Annotated in this window: 13 protein-coding genes; 1 reads left to right on the top strand and 12 read right to left on the bottom strand. The window is 55.0% G+C overall.

The window, feature by feature from the left end:
• Positions 1-182 precede the first annotated feature (182 nt).
• Positions 183-2,123 (bottom strand): methyl-accepting chemotaxis protein, encoded by a 1,941-nt coding sequence (locus ACK13D_RS02675; RefSeq protein ID WP_418795613.1) that lies wholly within the window; start codon positions 2,121-2,123, stop codon positions 183-185.
• Positions 2,124-2,646: 523 nt separating this feature from the next.
• Here ACK13D_RS02675 and ACK13D_RS02670 point away from each other — a divergent pair.
• Positions 2,647-3,774: a Fic family protein gene (locus tag ACK13D_RS02670; RefSeq protein ID WP_033760478.1), complete on the top strand. Its 1,128-nt coding sequence runs from the start codon at positions 2,647-2,649 to the stop codon at positions 3,772-3,774.
• 68 nt (positions 3,775-3,842) lie between these two features.
• Here the strand turns inward: ACK13D_RS02670 and ACK13D_RS02665 are convergent, their stop codons facing one another.
• From ACK13D_RS02665 to ACK13D_RS02615, 11 genes are all read right to left on the bottom strand, one after another.
• Positions 3,843-5,237 (bottom strand): glycoside hydrolase family 1 protein, encoded by a 1,395-nt coding sequence (locus ACK13D_RS02665; protein ID WP_418795611.1) that lies wholly within the window; start codon positions 5,235-5,237, stop codon positions 3,843-3,845.
• Between the two features lie 12 nt (positions 5,238-5,249).
• Complete coding sequence (gene bglF / locus ACK13D_RS02660) at positions 5,250-7,112, bottom strand: PTS beta-glucoside transporter subunit IIABC (RefSeq protein WP_418795609.1); 1,863 nt, start codon at positions 7,110-7,112, stop codon at positions 5,250-5,252.
• 137 nt (positions 7,113-7,249) lie between these two features.
• On the bottom strand, positions 7,250-8,083 hold the full coding sequence (licT, locus tag ACK13D_RS02655) for a BglG family transcription antiterminator LicT (RefSeq protein WP_010247080.1): 834 nt from the start codon (positions 8,081-8,083) through the stop codon (positions 7,250-7,252).
• A gap of 625 nt (positions 8,084-8,708) precedes the next feature.
• A complete protein-coding gene (locus ACK13D_RS02650) occupies positions 8,709-9,053 on the bottom strand; it encodes a YebG family protein (protein WP_033780256.1) in 345 nt (114 codons plus the stop codon).
• A 158-nt stretch (positions 9,054-9,211) separates the two neighbouring features.
• Positions 9,212-10,006 (bottom strand): SIR2 family protein, encoded by a 795-nt coding sequence (locus ACK13D_RS02645; RefSeq protein WP_010247078.1) that lies wholly within the window; start codon positions 10,004-10,006, stop codon positions 9,212-9,214.
• Entirely contained in the window at positions 10,003-10,563 is a 561-nt protein-coding gene (locus ACK13D_RS02640) for a non-canonical purine NTP pyrophosphatase (protein WP_010247077.1), read from the bottom strand. Before ACK13D_RS02640 ends, ACK13D_RS02645 begins: the two co-directional genes overlap by 4 nt.
• Positions 10,564-10,719: 156 nt before the next feature.
• Complete coding sequence (locus ACK13D_RS02635) at positions 10,720-11,619, bottom strand: ABC transporter substrate-binding protein (protein WP_050679335.1); 900 nt, start codon at positions 11,617-11,619, stop codon at positions 10,720-10,722.
• Complete coding sequence (locus tag ACK13D_RS02630; protein ID WP_022624346.1) at positions 11,616-12,410, bottom strand: amino acid ABC transporter ATP-binding protein; 795 nt, start codon at positions 12,408-12,410, stop codon at positions 11,616-11,618. The genes ACK13D_RS02635 and ACK13D_RS02630 overlap by 4 nt, the downstream gene beginning before the upstream one ends.
• Positions 12,394-13,320, bottom strand: coding sequence for an amino acid ABC transporter permease (locus ACK13D_RS02625; RefSeq protein ID WP_418795605.1), 927 nt, complete (start codon positions 13,318-13,320; stop codon positions 12,394-12,396). Before ACK13D_RS02625 ends, ACK13D_RS02630 begins: the two co-directional genes overlap by 17 nt.
• A 9-nt stretch (positions 13,321-13,329) precedes the next feature.
• Complete coding sequence (locus tag ACK13D_RS02620) at positions 13,330-13,848, bottom strand: GNAT family N-acetyltransferase (RefSeq protein ID WP_010247073.1); 519 nt, start codon at positions 13,846-13,848, stop codon at positions 13,330-13,332.
• A gap of 10 nt (positions 13,849-13,858) precedes the next feature.
• The gene (locus tag ACK13D_RS02615) at positions 13,859-14,800 is read right to left on the bottom strand and encodes an ABC transporter substrate-binding protein (protein WP_052270702.1); all 942 of its coding nucleotides are present in this window, start codon (positions 14,798-14,800) and stop codon (positions 13,859-13,861) included.
• Positions 14,801-14,804 lie beyond the last annotated feature (4 nt).

Here is a 14,804-nt window from a genome sequence, read left to right as displayed (position 1 = left end):
AGGACGGCCCGGCAGCAGCAGAGGTGCGCTGGCCCGCACTGCGGCTCGCTCGCCCGGAAAAAAAGGCTGTCACGTTTAACCGTGACAGCCTTTACAAATCTAATCTTAACTGATCAGCATTACGCCAGCGGCGAGTTTTTTATTTTGTGAAGCAGAGTCTGGATCAGGAAACATACGCCTGCTTACGCCAGATGAAACTGTTCTACCGTCTGTGACAGCTGCTGCGCCTGATCTTCCAGCGAACTGGCGGCAGCCGACATCTGCTGCACCAGCGCGGCATTCTGCTGGGTGACGCCATCCATTTCATTAACGGCAATCGTTACCTGGCTGATGCCACGCGCCTGTTCGCTTGATGCTGTAACAATCTCACCGATAATCCCCTGCACCGAATTCACCGCCTGCATCATCTCCTGCATGGTTTTACCGGCATCGTTTACCAGCCGGACGCCGCTCTCGACCCGCACGCTCGACTCTTCAATCAGTGCGCCGATCTCTTTCACCGCGTTCGCGCTGCGCTGGGCCAGATTACGCACTTCAGAAGCCACCACGGCAAAACCGCGTCCCTGCTCACCGGCGCGTGCAGCTTCTACAGCCGCGTTCAGCGCCAGAATATTGGTCTGGAAGGCGATACTGTTAATCATGGTGGTAATGTCGCCGATCTTTTTCGAACTGTCGTCGATCTGCGCCATGGTCTGCACCACCTCACCCACCAGCGAGGCACCACGACTGGCGATGTGGGTAGCGTTTTCAGTCAGGCTGGTTGCCTGCTGCGCGTTATCGGCATTCAGGCGAATCGTGGCGCTGATCTGCTCCATGCTGGCTGCGGTCTGCTCCAGCGCGGCGGCCTGTTGTTCGGTGCGTGACGCCAGATTGAGGTTTCCGCTGGCAATTTCACCCGCTCCCTGGCGTACTGATTCACTGGAATCTTTAATCTGCCCGACAATCTGCCGGAGCTGGCTTTGCATGGTATCCAGGGCGAAAAAGAGGCTGCTGCGATCGCCGTTTTTCACCACAATCGCGTTATCCAGCTTGCCATCGGCGACGGCCAGCGCAATATGCGCCGCTTCAGCCGGCTCACCGCCAATCGGACGCAACACTTTACGGCTGAACAGCATGCCCAGCACCGTCCCGACCAGCAGAACGCTCACGACCATCAGGATCACCGCCCACATCAGCTGCCGGTTTGAGGCGGCCATCACCTGACTGACCGGTGCCACCACGCCCAGATACCAGGGTTTGTCGCTGTTACCTATCATCACCGGCTGCCAGGTGACTAAAGCGTCTTCACCCAGCACGGCATCAAATCGCTGGACGACTTTTGACGTAAAACCCTCTTTTTCGCCTTTCCAGGGCTTCCCGGCTTCATCTTTCACCGGCGAAGAGACAACATTCCCGCCGTGAGAAAGCAGCAGCGCATAGCCGCTTCCCTGCCAGGGTTTGATCTGATTCACTTTCTGTTGCAGTGATGCCAGTGAAATGTCAGAAGTAACGATCGCCTTTAAGGCGCCCTGATCGATAATCGCGGCGGCGACGGAGGTGAGCAACGTCGGTACGCCGTTGTAGGCATAGCTATAGGGTTCAGTGAGCGTATCTTTTTGTGATTTTTGCGGGATCAGATAGTAATCGCCCTGACCCGGTGTCAGATAGGAGAGCAGCGGATGCATCGAGTAAGTACCTGACGCGTCACGATCGACAAAAAAGGCATAACGGCCCTGCGGTGCCTGACCCGGCTGTGAAGCGAACTCGGTATCACGGCCATCAAACGCATTCTGTTCAAATATCACTGACATCGACAGATAGTCAGGGTTAGCACGCAGCGCATACTCCATCACCTTATCGGCCGCTTTGCGATCGGTAATACCAGCGTGGGGCAAGGCAATCAGACTTTGTCCAAGGTGACTCGCGACATCACGTGCATGGCTCAATTCCTGCTGTACCTGTAAGGCACGGCTCTGCGCAATCTGCTGCAGATATTGTTCGGCCAGCGCCTTCTGCTCTTTACCGGATTGCCAGCTGAGAACCCCAATCGTCACGGTAAATCCCAGCACTATCGTTAAACCACCCATGATCAGCATCTGGGCACGGGTACTCATTCTTTTCTTATGTGTTAACTGACTGACCATAGTGCTTCCCCTGAAATTTACCTGGCTCAATACCTCCTTGTAGTTATGGTGCTCCTGAGATCATCTATCGGCGGCGTTTTTTTGAACTTTAATGGCCATTTCCCCGCCGTGATGGGGGTCTCACAGCGCGTGATTACGGGAAGTTGATCGCAAAGGGATTATCGCGCTGCGAATGAACGGCCTTTTTTTGATCTGCAACAATACTGGTGCCCGCCATTACTGTCAGTTTATGTCAACAGTTGCTGTAGCCCCCTTATCGCAGTGGAGATAGAACAATGATCGGTAAATCAGGATTAGCTGTCGGGATGGTTGTCTGGCTGGCGTATGTCGCCTGGATCGTTCACTACTATTCAGACACCTTTATGCAGTTCTCCCGCTAAGCAAACAGGACCTTCGGGTCCTTTTTTTTTGCCCTCACTTCAGCCGGGTTGGCCTGTGAGCCAAATATTCGCTATTATCGACTCATTCTGTGAGCCGAATAACCTTCTTTATTCGGCTCATCCACCCTTAGCGTGAGCCGATTATGAGCGTTACCTGGATCTGGCAACAGCCGGACTGGCCCCATTTTCAGTGGCAGGACGCCGTGCTGTTACCGCGCCTGCGCCATTTGCAGCAGCAGCGCGGATTGCTGCTGGGCCGTGCCAGCCTGCATTCAGACAGTGAAACCCAGACGCTGGATACCCTGCTCAGCAATATCCTCTCCTCTTCCGCGATTGAAGAGGAGCGGGTCAACGTGCAATCGGTCCGCTCATCGCTGGCGCGTCGGTTAGGCGTGACGGAAGAGCAGCCCTATCCGGTCTCCGATCGTTCAGAAGGCCTGGCCGCCATGATGCTCGATGCCATCAACAACCGCAGCCAGCCGCTGACGCCTGAACGTCTCTGTCAGTGGCACCGCTGGCTTTTCCCGGCCGATGAGTGGACGGTGCAGCGCCTGAGCGTCGGCACGCTGCGCGGCAGTGAGCCGATGCAGGTCATCTCAGGTCGCATCGATCGTCCCACGGTGCATTTTGAAGCGCCGCCGCGACAGGGACTGGAGCCGCAGCTGGCGCAGTTTATTGAGTGGTTCAACAGCAGTCAGCATGATGTGATGCTGGACCCGTTACTGCGCGCCGCCATCTGCCACCTCTGGTTTGTCACCCTGCACCCTTTTGATGATGGTAATGGTCGTATCACGCGTGCGTTAACCGATCTGGCGCTGGCGCAGGCCGACAGTCAGAGCATCCGGCTGTATGCCATGTCACCCGCCATTCTGACTCAGCGTGCCGGTTATTACCGCATCCTTGAGCAGACGCAGAAAGGCGGCCTGGATATCACCCACTGGCTGGTGTGGTTTCTTGATATCCTGGATGAGAGTCTGCAACAGGCGATGAACGTCATCGATCGCACTCAGATGAAAGCGCGTTTCTGGCTGCGGCATCAGGGAATGGGATTAAGTCCGGAACAGGTGAAAGTGCTGAACCGGCTGCTGGATGGCGGCGAGCAGGGTTTCGAACTGGGGATCAGCGCCAGCCAGTATCAGAAGGTCGCCAAAGTGAGTAAAGCCACCGCGACCCGTCATCTGGCCGATCTGGTTGAAAAAGGCTGCCTTTACCGGCTCGAAGGCGGAGGCAGGAGTACCCGCTATCAGGTTAACACCCACGAGAAGCCCTGAGCCGGGCTGTTTTGACTGCTAACCGGGAGTACATCGCGATCGTTGTGATGTACTCCTGAGTGCGGGAATTACTCTTTAAGTGAAGCCCCGTTGGTCGCAATGACCTCTTTATACCAGTAAAAGCTTTTCTTCCGGCTGCGGGCCAGCGAACCTTCCCCGGTATCATCGCGGTCAACATAAATAAAACCGTAACGCTTAGACAATTCGGCTTTTGATGCGCTGACAAGATCGATAGGTCCCCAGCTGGTATAACCCATGACCTCCACGCCATCGTCAATGGCCTCACGCACCTGAACCAGATGATCGTTGAGGTAGCTGATGCGATAATCATCCTGCACGACGCCCGTTGCATCCGGTATGTCTTTGGCGCCCAGTCCGTTCTCAACAATAAAAAGCGGCTTCTGATAACGATCCCACAGCAGATTCAGTAAGGTCCGCAAGCCCACCGGGTCAATCTGCCAGCCCCATTCAGAACTCTGCAGGTGAGGATTTGGCACCATGCTCAGAATGTTACCCCGCATCTGCTGATTCAGTGCTTCATCGGCGGTCACGCAGCCGGACATGTAATAGCTGAAGGAGATAAAATCGACGGTTGACTGGAGTATCTGGCGATCGGCATCCGTGATATCCAGCTGAATATTATTCTCGCGAAAGAACCGCAACATATAGCCCGGATAAACACCACGGCACTGAACATCGCCAAAAAATTGCCATTTCCGGTTCTCCTGCAGCGCTTCCAGCACATCATCAGGCTTACAACTGAGTGGATAGACCAGCCCTCCCAGCAGCATATTGCCAATGCTGGCGTCCGGGTTAATCTCGCGGCAGGCTTTCACCGCCAGCGCACTGGCGACCAGTTGATGATGAATTGCCTGATACACCTCAGCTTTGCTGCTGGTTTCCGGCAGACCCACACCGGTCATCGGCGCGTGAAGCGACATGTTAATTTCGTTAAAGGTCAGCCAGAGTCTGACTTTCTGCCGGTAGCGGGCAAACACCGTACGGGCATAATGCTCAAAGAAGCCAATCACCTGGCGGTTACCCCAGCCACCATACTGCTTCACCAGGTGCCAGGGCATCTCATAATGTGACAACGTAACAAGTGGAGTAATGTGATGTGCGGCAAGCTCATCGAATAACCGGTCATAAAAGGCCAGACCGGCCTCGTTAGGTTGTTGCTCGTCACCGTTCGGAAAGATGCGCGTCCATGCGATTGAAACCCGCAGACAGCTGAACCCCATCTCTGCAAACAGCCAGATATCGTCCGGATAGCGGTGGTAAAAGTCGATCGCGATGTCTTTGAGGCTTTGGCTGCCCTCAACGCGCTCCGATACCGGGCCAAAAATTCCCTGTGGCTGAACGTCAGAGGTTGAGAGGCCTTTGCCCTCTTCCCGCCATGCGCCTTCAACCTGATTAGCGGCAACAGCACCGCCCCATAAAAATGAATCCGGGAAAGTTTTCATCCTGTTCTCCTTTTATTGACGAGTGACGCTGAGTAAAGGCGTACCTGCAGTGACCGCGGTCCCTGCAACAGTCATCACCTCAGGATACTCATCGCTGTTAGTGATAATGATCGGTGTTGCCAGGTCATATCCGGCATCGAGAATGGCCTGACGATCGAACTCCAGCAGCAGATCGCCGGCCCTGAACGCGTCGCCCACTTTTACATGTGCCGTGAAAGGTTTGCCGTCGAGCCTGACGGTATCGATACCCACATGGATCAACAGCTCAATCCCGCTGTGACTCAGCAGCCCTATGGCGTGTCGGGTCTGAAACAGGTAGGCCACCTCACCCGCAAAAGGCGCAATCACTTTGTTGTCGGAAGGGATGATGGCCACACCCTGTCCCAGCAGGCCACTGGCGAAGGTTGGATCGGGAATCTGACCAAGCCCCAGAACGGTGCCCGTCATCGGTGACAGAATGTCATCTTCGCCAGGGGTAATCGGGAGCGCTGCGTCTGGCGCCGTGTTTCGGGGCATGCCCGCTACCAGCGTCATGCCGCAACCCAGTGTCAGCGCGAGTAGCGTCCCGGCAATACCGCCCCATAACGTGGAATCCACACCGCCAGGTGGGATCATCTGTGCGATGGTAAAGATGTTGGCAAAACCAAATGAATAAACGTGGGTGCTGCTGAGGCCGACAATGGCACCGCCAATAGCGCCCGCCACGCAGCCAAAGATAAAGGGACGGCGCAGCGGCAGATTAACGCCATAGACAGCCGGTTCAGTGATACCAAAGATCCCTGCGGTCACGGATGAACCCGCCAGCATCTTCTGTCGTGCATCCCGACTGCGCAGAAACACCCCCAGCGCCGCGCCAACCTGGCCCATGACAGCAGGCAACAGCATGGGCAGCATTGAGTCATGCCCCAGTACGGCAAGATTGTTGATCATCAGTGGCACCAGTCCCCAGTGCAAACCAAAAATCACACAGACCTGCCACAACGCGCCCAGGGCGGCACCAGCCAGCCAGGGTGCCAGCGCATAAATCCACTGGTAACCGTTTGCCAGTATCTGACTTAAGCCCGTGGCCAGTGGGCCAATCACCAGGAAGGTCAGCGGCACGGTGACGCTCAGGCAGATTAATGGCGCAAAGAAGTTTTTCATGGAGGCGGGAAGTCGCTGGCTGCTCTGTTTTTCCAGCCAGCAACTTACCCAGGCAGCGAGAATAATCGGGATAACCGACGCACTGTAATTAAACCAGGTTACAGGGATGCCGAGAAACGCGTCCGTCATTTCACCGGACTGCTGGCTGGCATTAAAAGCTACAATCATCGTCGGGTGGGTCAGCGCCCCGCCAATCACCATGGTAATAAAGGGATTGCCGCCAAATTTCTTCCCGGCGGTGTAGCCCAGCACCAGAGGAAAGAAGAAAAACAGGGCATCACTGGCTGCAAACCAGATTTTATACGTTCCACTTTCAACAGAAAGCCAGCCACAGACCACGGCCAGCGCCAGTAAACCTTTTAGGATCCCGGAGGCGGCGAGAATGCCGATAAACGGGGTAAAAATACCTGATACAATGTCGATCAGATGATTGAAAACATTACCCCCGGTCTTTTCCCCTTCTGTTGCTGCAGAAAGCTCATCAGCCAGCCCCGCTTCACTACGCACAGCCTGCCAGACATCATGAACGTGGTTGCCAATCACCACCTGAAACTGCCCGCCGCTTTCAACGACCATAATAACGTCCGGATTTTTCTTCAGTCCTTCAGCATCGGCTTTATGGTTGTCTTTCAGTTTGAAGCGTAACCGGGTGGCACAATGAACCAGACTAACGATGTTCTCCCGGCCACCAATATGGCTGAGGATATCCTGCGCCAGCGTGTGATATTCCATCTCGATTTCCTTACAACCGATGCCTGCGGACATCAGTTAACTGAGCCAAAAATGAAAAAAACCTGAGAACGTCCTCCTTTCAGAGGCCGCGCTCAGGTTTTGCCTGCGTAAAGCAGTAACAATCCGGTTTATGGAGCTTATTGCCCCTCTTTTCTCACCCGTTCGATGTTAATGGCGAGAAACATGATCTCTTCTGCGGTCAGATCACGCTGATAGCTTTGTTGCAGATGCTGCGCGATTTTCACCGCACATTTCCAGGCTTTGGGATAGTTATCTTTTACTGCTGTATGCAGCGATACATCGTCATCGTCCACCACGGTACGCGTCAGCATCCGCTGAGCAAAAAACTTCAGATGAGTGACAAAACGCTGGTAACTCAGCGACGATTCGATGTACTCCAGCTGCAGTTGATACTTCACCAGTTGCAGAATCTCCTGCATAACCCGGGTGACATGCATCACTTCCGGCATTTCATTATTGAGCTGCGCCGTCACCAGATGTAGCGCGATAAATCCGGCTTCATCCTCCGCCAGTTCGACATTCAGACGACGTGAAATGATAGCCCTGGCCTCCTGACCCAGTTCGAACTCTTTGGGGTAGAGGCGTTTGATATCCCATAGCAACACATTTTTAATTGCCAGACCTTTTTTCTGCCTTTCAATGGCAAAGTAGCAGTGGTCGGTCAACGTGATATACAAGCTCTCCTGCAATGTCCCCAGACGTTGTGTTGCCAGATCAATAATGCGGTCGCAGGTGGTCATCACTTCTGGAGGGATCTGGTGTAACAACTCCTCCAGACGACGTACCAGCAGATCACTTTGCAGCGCAAATACCTTCTCAATGTGCGCAGCGTTGAGACTGTCACCGATGCGCTTCTGGAAAGCCAGTCCACGCCCCATCACGACCTGTTCGCGTCCCTGCTCATCCTGAACCATCACCACGTTGTTATTAAGAATTTTGGCGATTTTCATCGGAACCCCAGAAACAAAAAAACCTGACATCCGACAGAGGCCAGAAGTCAGGTTTTGCCTGCCTAAGCAGTAACAATCCAGTTCGGGAACTCTATCAGTTTTAGTCGTGACCTCAATCTGTCAGAGCAAAAAGCGTGACAGCGATCGAAATCCTCTTATTAACTTAAAAAGTGACTACCTTGTTGAGTTCAGTCACCCATGCATCCTGCGTGTGGCGATACCCGCCGGACGAGACCAGTATTAAAGCCGGGGGTGCGGTTCCGGGCAGCAAAAGGGGTATGACGCTCAGTGGAATGAAAACTCACGTTATGGGAGGAAGATAGTCATGCGAGGAAGGTCGTCTGAAAAATCGACTAATGGACTGCAGTGTTCATTAACTGCCATTTAGCGATTAAAAACACACCGCTTTGAACGCTTTTGTCACTGATCACAATGTTTTGATTTATCGGACGAAAAGTTTTTAACGTGTGAAATCGTTCTGAGTCGTTCTGTTGAGCGTCAGAGCCCGTTATGCAGGGTAAAAGAGTGGAAGGAAGACTATCTGTAAAAAAGTTAGCAGGAGAACAGCTCAAACCGCTATTCAGAAACAGCAACGCCGGAAGGTTCGCTTCCGGCGCTGTTGAGATTACGCGGCTTTAACGGCGCGCACTTTCTTTGCAGCAGGCTCTTCCTGCGGCTCATCCGCGCTATCGTCTGAGACAGCTTCTGGCTGAGAGACGGCTGCTGCTGCCGTTTCTGGCAGTTTGCTGGTGCGCAGAATATGCTGAACGGCATCTTTCTGCTCTGCAATCAGCAGGCCCAGCGTTTCCGCCTGAGATTCTTCCATTGCAGGTTGATGCTGTAACAGCCAGTCGGTGAAGGCTTCGGCCATATCGAGCATTTTGTCGTAGGCATCGGCCTCTTTCTTATTGGCAAACGTCATCTTCTCTTCACCCTTTCTGACTACTACAAATTTTGTTTCAACAGCCATCTTCTCGCCCTCAGGTACTGTGTATGCATACAGTATATCATGCCGATCCTGCTTTGCCAGCAGAGAATAGAGTTTATCGGTTGTGCACGGGCTAACCTTAACCTGGCACAGGCTTTTTCCATTTTTCCTGACACATTCTCCGCCGCGAGGGCCGGCGGCTACACCAGCAGCTCTTCAAGAAACATCGCCAATGCCTTACGGGGATCGTCCTCTTCCGAGACGATCACCTCGATCCCCCACTGCCCCAGCACCTCTTTGGCCACAGGGTTGTTACGGTTAGTGAACAGGTACGATTTTGGCCGGGCGGTTGCCAGCCCGGTGCGGCCCCACATCTTGGTCAGACGGTAAAACAGCAGGCGAATATTGAAATCACTGATGCTGTAGCCGACAAACAGTACTGAGTTGCCCATCACATCGTGAGTCAGTTTGATGTCGAGCGGCGAATCAAAATAGAGGCGTTCAAAATAGCTGCTCTCATCGAGCACGATTGAGGTGTCATCATCAAAATCACCGTGCAGCTTGATGATGTGACGCTTATCTTCAGTGAGAGAAACCAGGTCCGCGGCGTTTGCCACTTTATAATAGGGTACGCCGTGCGCTTCATGCGCCGCTTCCAGCCAGCGATCGTAATTGGTGGTGTAGATACGCGAAAAGTTACCCTGGGTAATCATGGTATGAATTTCAGAAGAGCGGACATCAATATCGGGGCGATGCCATTCGCGATCCATCCAGCTGCGCAGCGGGCCAAGCGAACCTTTTTTCTGTTTGTAATACTCCGCCAGCGACAGGTGCGTGCCATAGGTATTAAAGATTTTTGGATCGTAACCCAGCTCATTAGCAAGATGCGCAATCAGTTCATGCCACTCGGGCAGGCCAAAATTGCGCGAAATACCGGCACCGGCAAACAGAATCAGTTTGCCGGAATCATAGGCGCGTTTGAGTTCAGGTTTCATGCCATGCCCCGCGAGGTTTTTAAAAAGGTGGCGAAGCGATCCAGCGCGATGCGCCGCATCGAGATCTCATTCTTGAGTTCGCCCATTTCAGCAAACGTCTGCTCATAGCCTTCGGGAATAAAGACGCAGTCCCACTGAAAGCCACGCGTTCCGGCAGGTTTCGCGGCGATAGTGCCGCGCAGTTCACCCGAAAACTGGTACATTTTGCGGCCATCGCAGTAGCCCAGCACCGTTTTGGCCGTCACGGCCTGGCTGTCGAGCCCCTGCACCAGCGCGGTAAAGCGCTCAGCGTCCAGGCGGTTCCAGAAGATGCGGGTCAGACCGGCGGGCAGGCCATTGAGGCCATCCAGATAGAGGCCGGTATGCTCTACAAATAGCGGTCGCCCAATCAGCGAAAAGGCTTTGGTCAGTTTGTCGCGTACCAGGTCGAGTTCGTTTTCAGTCTGAATTTCTTCGATGCGACGGGCGATGGGCAGAACTTCGACCCCGACAGGTTCGAGTATTTTGCGCACCTCCGCCAGCTTTTGCTCATTGGCAGAAAGGAATCTGATTTTCATGGGGCTTCCAGGTCAATTACTCCGCCACGCAGTGAGGATTTTACGGAAACAGGCGGGCAGGATAAATCACTAACGCTGGAGAGTGTAGTTCAATTCTGTGCTCATCAGGTTGAAGTGCGCAGAACCGGCCGCAGCAGGCGAGCCGGTTCTGCAGACTCAGTAAACAATGCCGGGTGGATTCACCGTGGACTGAGTGATGGCTTCATCCTGTTCGCCCCAGCGTGCCAGCACCTGCTGATACTGCCCGCCTGCGATGGTGCCATCCAGCGCAGCCTGCAGCGCAGGTGCCAGGCCATTGCCCTTTTTGGTGGTCACGGCGACCCAGGCGCGAAACGGTCCGCTGCCAACCAGCTTTGTCTGTCCGCGTGACGCCACTTTCCAGGCCGCCATCGAGTGAGGGCCAAACATCGCATCTGCCCGTCCCGACAGTAGCGTCAGCGTCGCGGAGGCATCATCAGTCAGGTAAATCGGCGTTACCGCAGGCAAACCTTTAGCCCGGTTCTGCTCATCCCAGCTCAGTAAAATACGCTCCTGATTGGTGCCCGAGGCGACGATAATCCGCTTACCGGCAATATCCGCCGGACTATTAATCTTGCTGATATGACTGTCGCTTTTCACCGCAAAAGCGTGGTTGTCGGCGCGATACGTCGCAAAATCGAACTTCTTCTTGCGCTCTTCGGTCACGGCAATATTGAACATCGCAACATCATAGCGCCCGGCGCTGATACCCAGCGGCCAGTCCTCCCAGGAAGCCGGAACCAGCCTGAGTTTCAGCCCCAGGCTATCAGCAAGGAGTCGGGCGATATCGGGATCGCTGCCGATCCGCGTGACGTTATCAGACGCCAGCAGCGACAGCGGCGGCGAGTTGGTCGCCGAGGTAGCGACCGTCAGGGTGCCCGGTTCGATAAAACGGTAATTGGCCGGAATTTTACCAATAGCCTGCGGATTGGCCGGGGCATGAATCGGCGTCTCGTTTTGCAGGACATCGAGCTTCTCAGCCGCAGAACAGGCCAGCGCCGGAAGCAGCGTCAGAACCGTTAACGTTAATGCCCTCATAACACGCGCGCCAGAAAGCGTCGGGTGCGCTCATGACGCGGATTATTGAGCACCTGGGTGGTGCTGCCCTGCTCCACAATCCGGCCATCCACCATAAAGACCACGTTATCCGCCACTTCCCGGGCAAAGCCGATCTCATGCGTCACAATCACCAGCGTAGTGCCGGAACGCGCCAGCTTTTTAATTACATCCAGCACTTCGCCCACCAGTTCAGGATCCAGCGCCGAGGTCGGCTCATCGAACAACATGACCCGTGGATTGAGCATCAGCGCACGCGCAATCGCGATGCGCTGTTGCTGCCCGCCCGACAGGTGACGCGGCCACGCATCGGCTTTATGCCGCAGCCCTACAATATCCAGCAGTTCGCCCGCACGCTGTATCGCTTCCGGTTTCGTTAACTGACGATGGGCAATCGGCGCTTCAATCAGGTTATCCAGCACGCTGAGGTGTGGGAACAGATTGAAGTTCTGGAACACGTAGCCGACGTTGATGCGCTGGCGCAGAATCGCCTTCTCTTTCAGTTCATACAGCTTATTGCCGCGCTGCTGATAGCCGATGTAGTCGCCATCAATCTGAATAAATCCTTCGTCGACCCGTTCCAGATGATTGATGGTGCGCAGCAGCGTGGATTTACCGGAGCCGGACGGCCCGAGGATCACCGTGACGGACCCCGGTGCCAGTGACAGCGATACATCATCCAGCGCTTTATGTTTACCAAATCGTTTACTGACGCCGGTGATGCTGATGGCACCGGTAGTGTGTGAGTTGCGGTAATCAATGGCTTCGGACATGGCTGATCTCCTCGGTCGGATGAAGTGGCGTGACGCGGTTGCGCCATTGTCGCCAGCGCGACGGTTGCGGTTCACGGGTGACGCTGCGGGCCATCCAGCGTTCGGCGTTGTACTGAATCACGGACAACACGGTGGTGATAATCAGATACCAGGCAACACCGACCATCAGCAGTGGGATCACTTCCTGATTGCGGTTGTAGATCATCTGGATGGTGTAGAACAGCTCCGGCATCGCCAGCACATAAACCACGGATGTGCCTTTCGCCAGACTGATGATCTCGTTGAACGCGGTGGGGATAATGGCGCGCAGCGCCTGCGGCAGAATGATGCGGAAAGTGCGGCGTGTGGCAGAGAGACCCAGCGCGGACGCGGCCTCTACCTGACCGTGATCGACGCCGAGGATCCCGCCGCGAATAATTTCCGCGCTGTAGGCCGCCTGCACCAGCGTCAGACCGATAACGGCTGCCTGAAACTGCCCCAGCACGTTAATCGTCTGATATGCCCCCCAGGAGAGGCCGGTAAACGGAATGCCGACAGACAGGGTGTCGTAGAGATAGGAGAAGTTATAAAGAATGATCAGCACCACAATCAGCGGCAGTGACCTGAACAGCCAGATATAACCCCATGCCAGCGTGCTCAGCAGCCACGATGAGGAGAGACGTGCCAGCGCCAGCAGACCACCCAGAAACAGACTGAATATCGTACCCAGCAGCGTCAGCAGCAGCGTCTGACCCAGACCGTGCAGGATCACCGGGTCAAAGAACCAGCGGGCAAACACGCTCCATTCCCAGCGCGGATTAAAGGCCAATGACTGCACCACGCCTGCCAGAATAAACAGCGCAACGATAGCCCCTGCGGTGCGTGCCGGGTAGCGTGCCGGCACCACCTGCAGATGTTGATGTTTGCTCATGGTCACCTCTTAACTTGCCGCGGCGACGTTATAGACGCCGATCACTTTGATAAAACGCAGTCGTCCGTCGTGCGGCGGCTGGCCATAACGCTCCAGATCCCCGCTGAGATCGAACTGTGGCTGATAACCGTGACCGGTATAGAGCCGCACCGCCTCCGGCTGACGGAAGCCGGTGGTGAGAAACAGCCGCTGATAGCCCGCCTGTAAGGCGCGACGCTCCAGCTCCTGTAACACCACCAGCGCCAGCCCCTGACGACGCAGATCGCTGCGGGTCCAGATGCGCTTCAGCTCGGCGGTCTGCGGGTCATAGGGTTTATAAGCGCCCATCGCGATGATCTCGCCGTCACGCTCCAGCACGATAAACAGCCCCTGCGGCGGCAGATACCATTCGGTCAGCTCCTGTTCCAGCTCGTTACGACGGGAAAAATAGTCGCCATAGCGTGCGGAATATTCGCCAAACAGGCCGCCCAGGATCGGTTGCAACTCCGGCGCGTCGGGTGAAACTTCGCGAAAAGTGGATTCACTCATGGTCAGCTCCTTAGTCGCCCAGCCCGGCGGGATTGATTTCAGAACGATCGATCTTCTCAACACCTTCACCCCAGCGGTTCAGCACCTTCTGATAGTCACCGTTGCCGATCACACCGTTCAGCGCGGTGCTGATCGGTTCCGCCAGGCCGCTGCCTTTCTTCACGGTAACGGCAATGTGCGCCGCTTTGGGCCAGCCGCCATCGACGCTGCCGACCAGACGGGTTTTACCGGTCAGTGCCGCTTTCCAGGCACCAATCACATTGGGACCAAAGTAGGCATCAGCCCGGCCAGCCTGCAGCGCCAGCGTCTGAGCGGCATCATCTTTGGTATAAACCGGCGTAAAAGCTTTCAGTCCCTTTGCCTGATTCTCTTTATCCCACGCCAGCAGAATCGCCTCCTGATTGGTGCCGGATCCCACAATGATCCTCAGCCCGGCAATATCTTCTGCTTTGGTCAGTGACTTTATCGGGCTGCTGGTTTTGACATAAAAACCCAGTGAATCTTTGCGGTAGGTGGCGAAGTCGAACTTCTCTTTACGATCTTTGGTCACGGTAATGTTGGAGATCGCCGCGTCATACTTGCCCGAGGCCACACCCAGCGGCCAGTCTTCCCAGGACGCTGGTACCACGTTGAGTTTTAATCCCAGGCTGTCAGCCACCAGCCGGGCAATATCCACTTCGCTGCCAAGCAGGGTTTTATTGTCATCGGAAAACACCGTCAACGGCGGGGAATTCAGCGCGGCGACCGCCACGGTAAAGGAACCCGGCACCACAAAACGATGACCCGCAGGCAGTTGCGCGATCGCCTCCGGATTCTTCACGGTATTGATCGGCGCTTTGTTAGCTTCAAGGCTGACGCGCTGGCCGTTAAAGGAGACGCTGGTATCTTCAGCCAGCGCATGGCTACTGGCCGCCAGAATAAGCAGGGCGATAAGACGCGATGTTTTGTTCATGGCT

The sequence above is a fragment of the Pantoea sp. K16 genome (genome assembly GCF_048452805.1).
Taxonomy (GTDB): Bacteria; Pseudomonadota; Gammaproteobacteria; order Enterobacterales; family Enterobacteriaceae; genus Pantoea; species Pantoea agglomerans.
The sequence above is the reverse complement of the archived record's forward strand: the minus strand, read 5'-3'. Positions and strand labels throughout refer to the sequence as shown.

Bases quoted from the DNA above. Each gene is read 5' to 3' on its own strand.
- ACK13D_RS02675 (WP_418795613.1), bottom strand. From the start codon at position 2,123: ATGGTCAGTCAGTTAACACATAAGAAAAGAATGAGTACCCGTGCCCAG.
- ACK13D_RS02670 (WP_033760478.1), top strand. From the start codon at position 2,647: ATGAGCGTTACCTGGATCTGGCAACAGCCGGACTGGCCCCATTTTCAG.
- ACK13D_RS02665 (WP_418795611.1), bottom strand. From the start codon at position 5,237: ATGAAAACTTTCCCGGATTCATTTTTATGGGGCGGTGCTGTTGCCGCT.
- bglF (WP_418795609.1), bottom strand. From the start codon at position 7,112: ATGGAATATCACACGCTGGCGCAGGATATCCTCAGCCATATTGGTGGC.
- licT (WP_010247080.1), bottom strand. From the start codon at position 8,083: ATGAAAATCGCCAAAATTCTTAATAACAACGTGGTGATGGTTCAGGAT.
- ACK13D_RS02650 (WP_033780256.1), bottom strand. From the start codon at position 9,053: ATGGCTGTTGAAACAAAATTTGTAGTAGTCAGAAAGGGTGAAGAGAAG.
- ACK13D_RS02645 (WP_010247078.1), bottom strand. From the start codon at position 10,006: ATGAAACCTGAACTCAAACGCGCCTATGATTCCGGCAAACTGATTCTG.
- ACK13D_RS02640 (WP_010247077.1), bottom strand. From the start codon at position 10,563: ATGAAAATCAGATTCCTTTCTGCCAATGAGCAAAAGCTGGCGGAGGTG.
- ACK13D_RS02635 (WP_050679335.1), bottom strand. From the start codon at position 11,619: ATGAGGGCATTAACGTTAACGGTTCTGACGCTGCTTCCGGCGCTGGCC.
- ACK13D_RS02630 (WP_022624346.1), bottom strand. From the start codon at position 12,410: ATGTCCGAAGCCATTGATTACCGCAACTCACACACTACCGGTGCCATC.
- ACK13D_RS02625 (WP_418795605.1), bottom strand. From the start codon at position 13,320: ATGAGCAAACATCAACATCTGCAGGTGGTGCCGGCACGCTACCCGGCA.
- ACK13D_RS02620 (WP_010247073.1), bottom strand. From the start codon at position 13,848: ATGAGTGAATCCACTTTTCGCGAAGTTTCACCCGACGCGCCGGAGTTG.
- ACK13D_RS02615 (WP_052270702.1), bottom strand. From the start codon at position 14,800: ATGAACAAAACATCGCGTCTTATCGCCCTGCTTATTCTGGCGGCCAGT.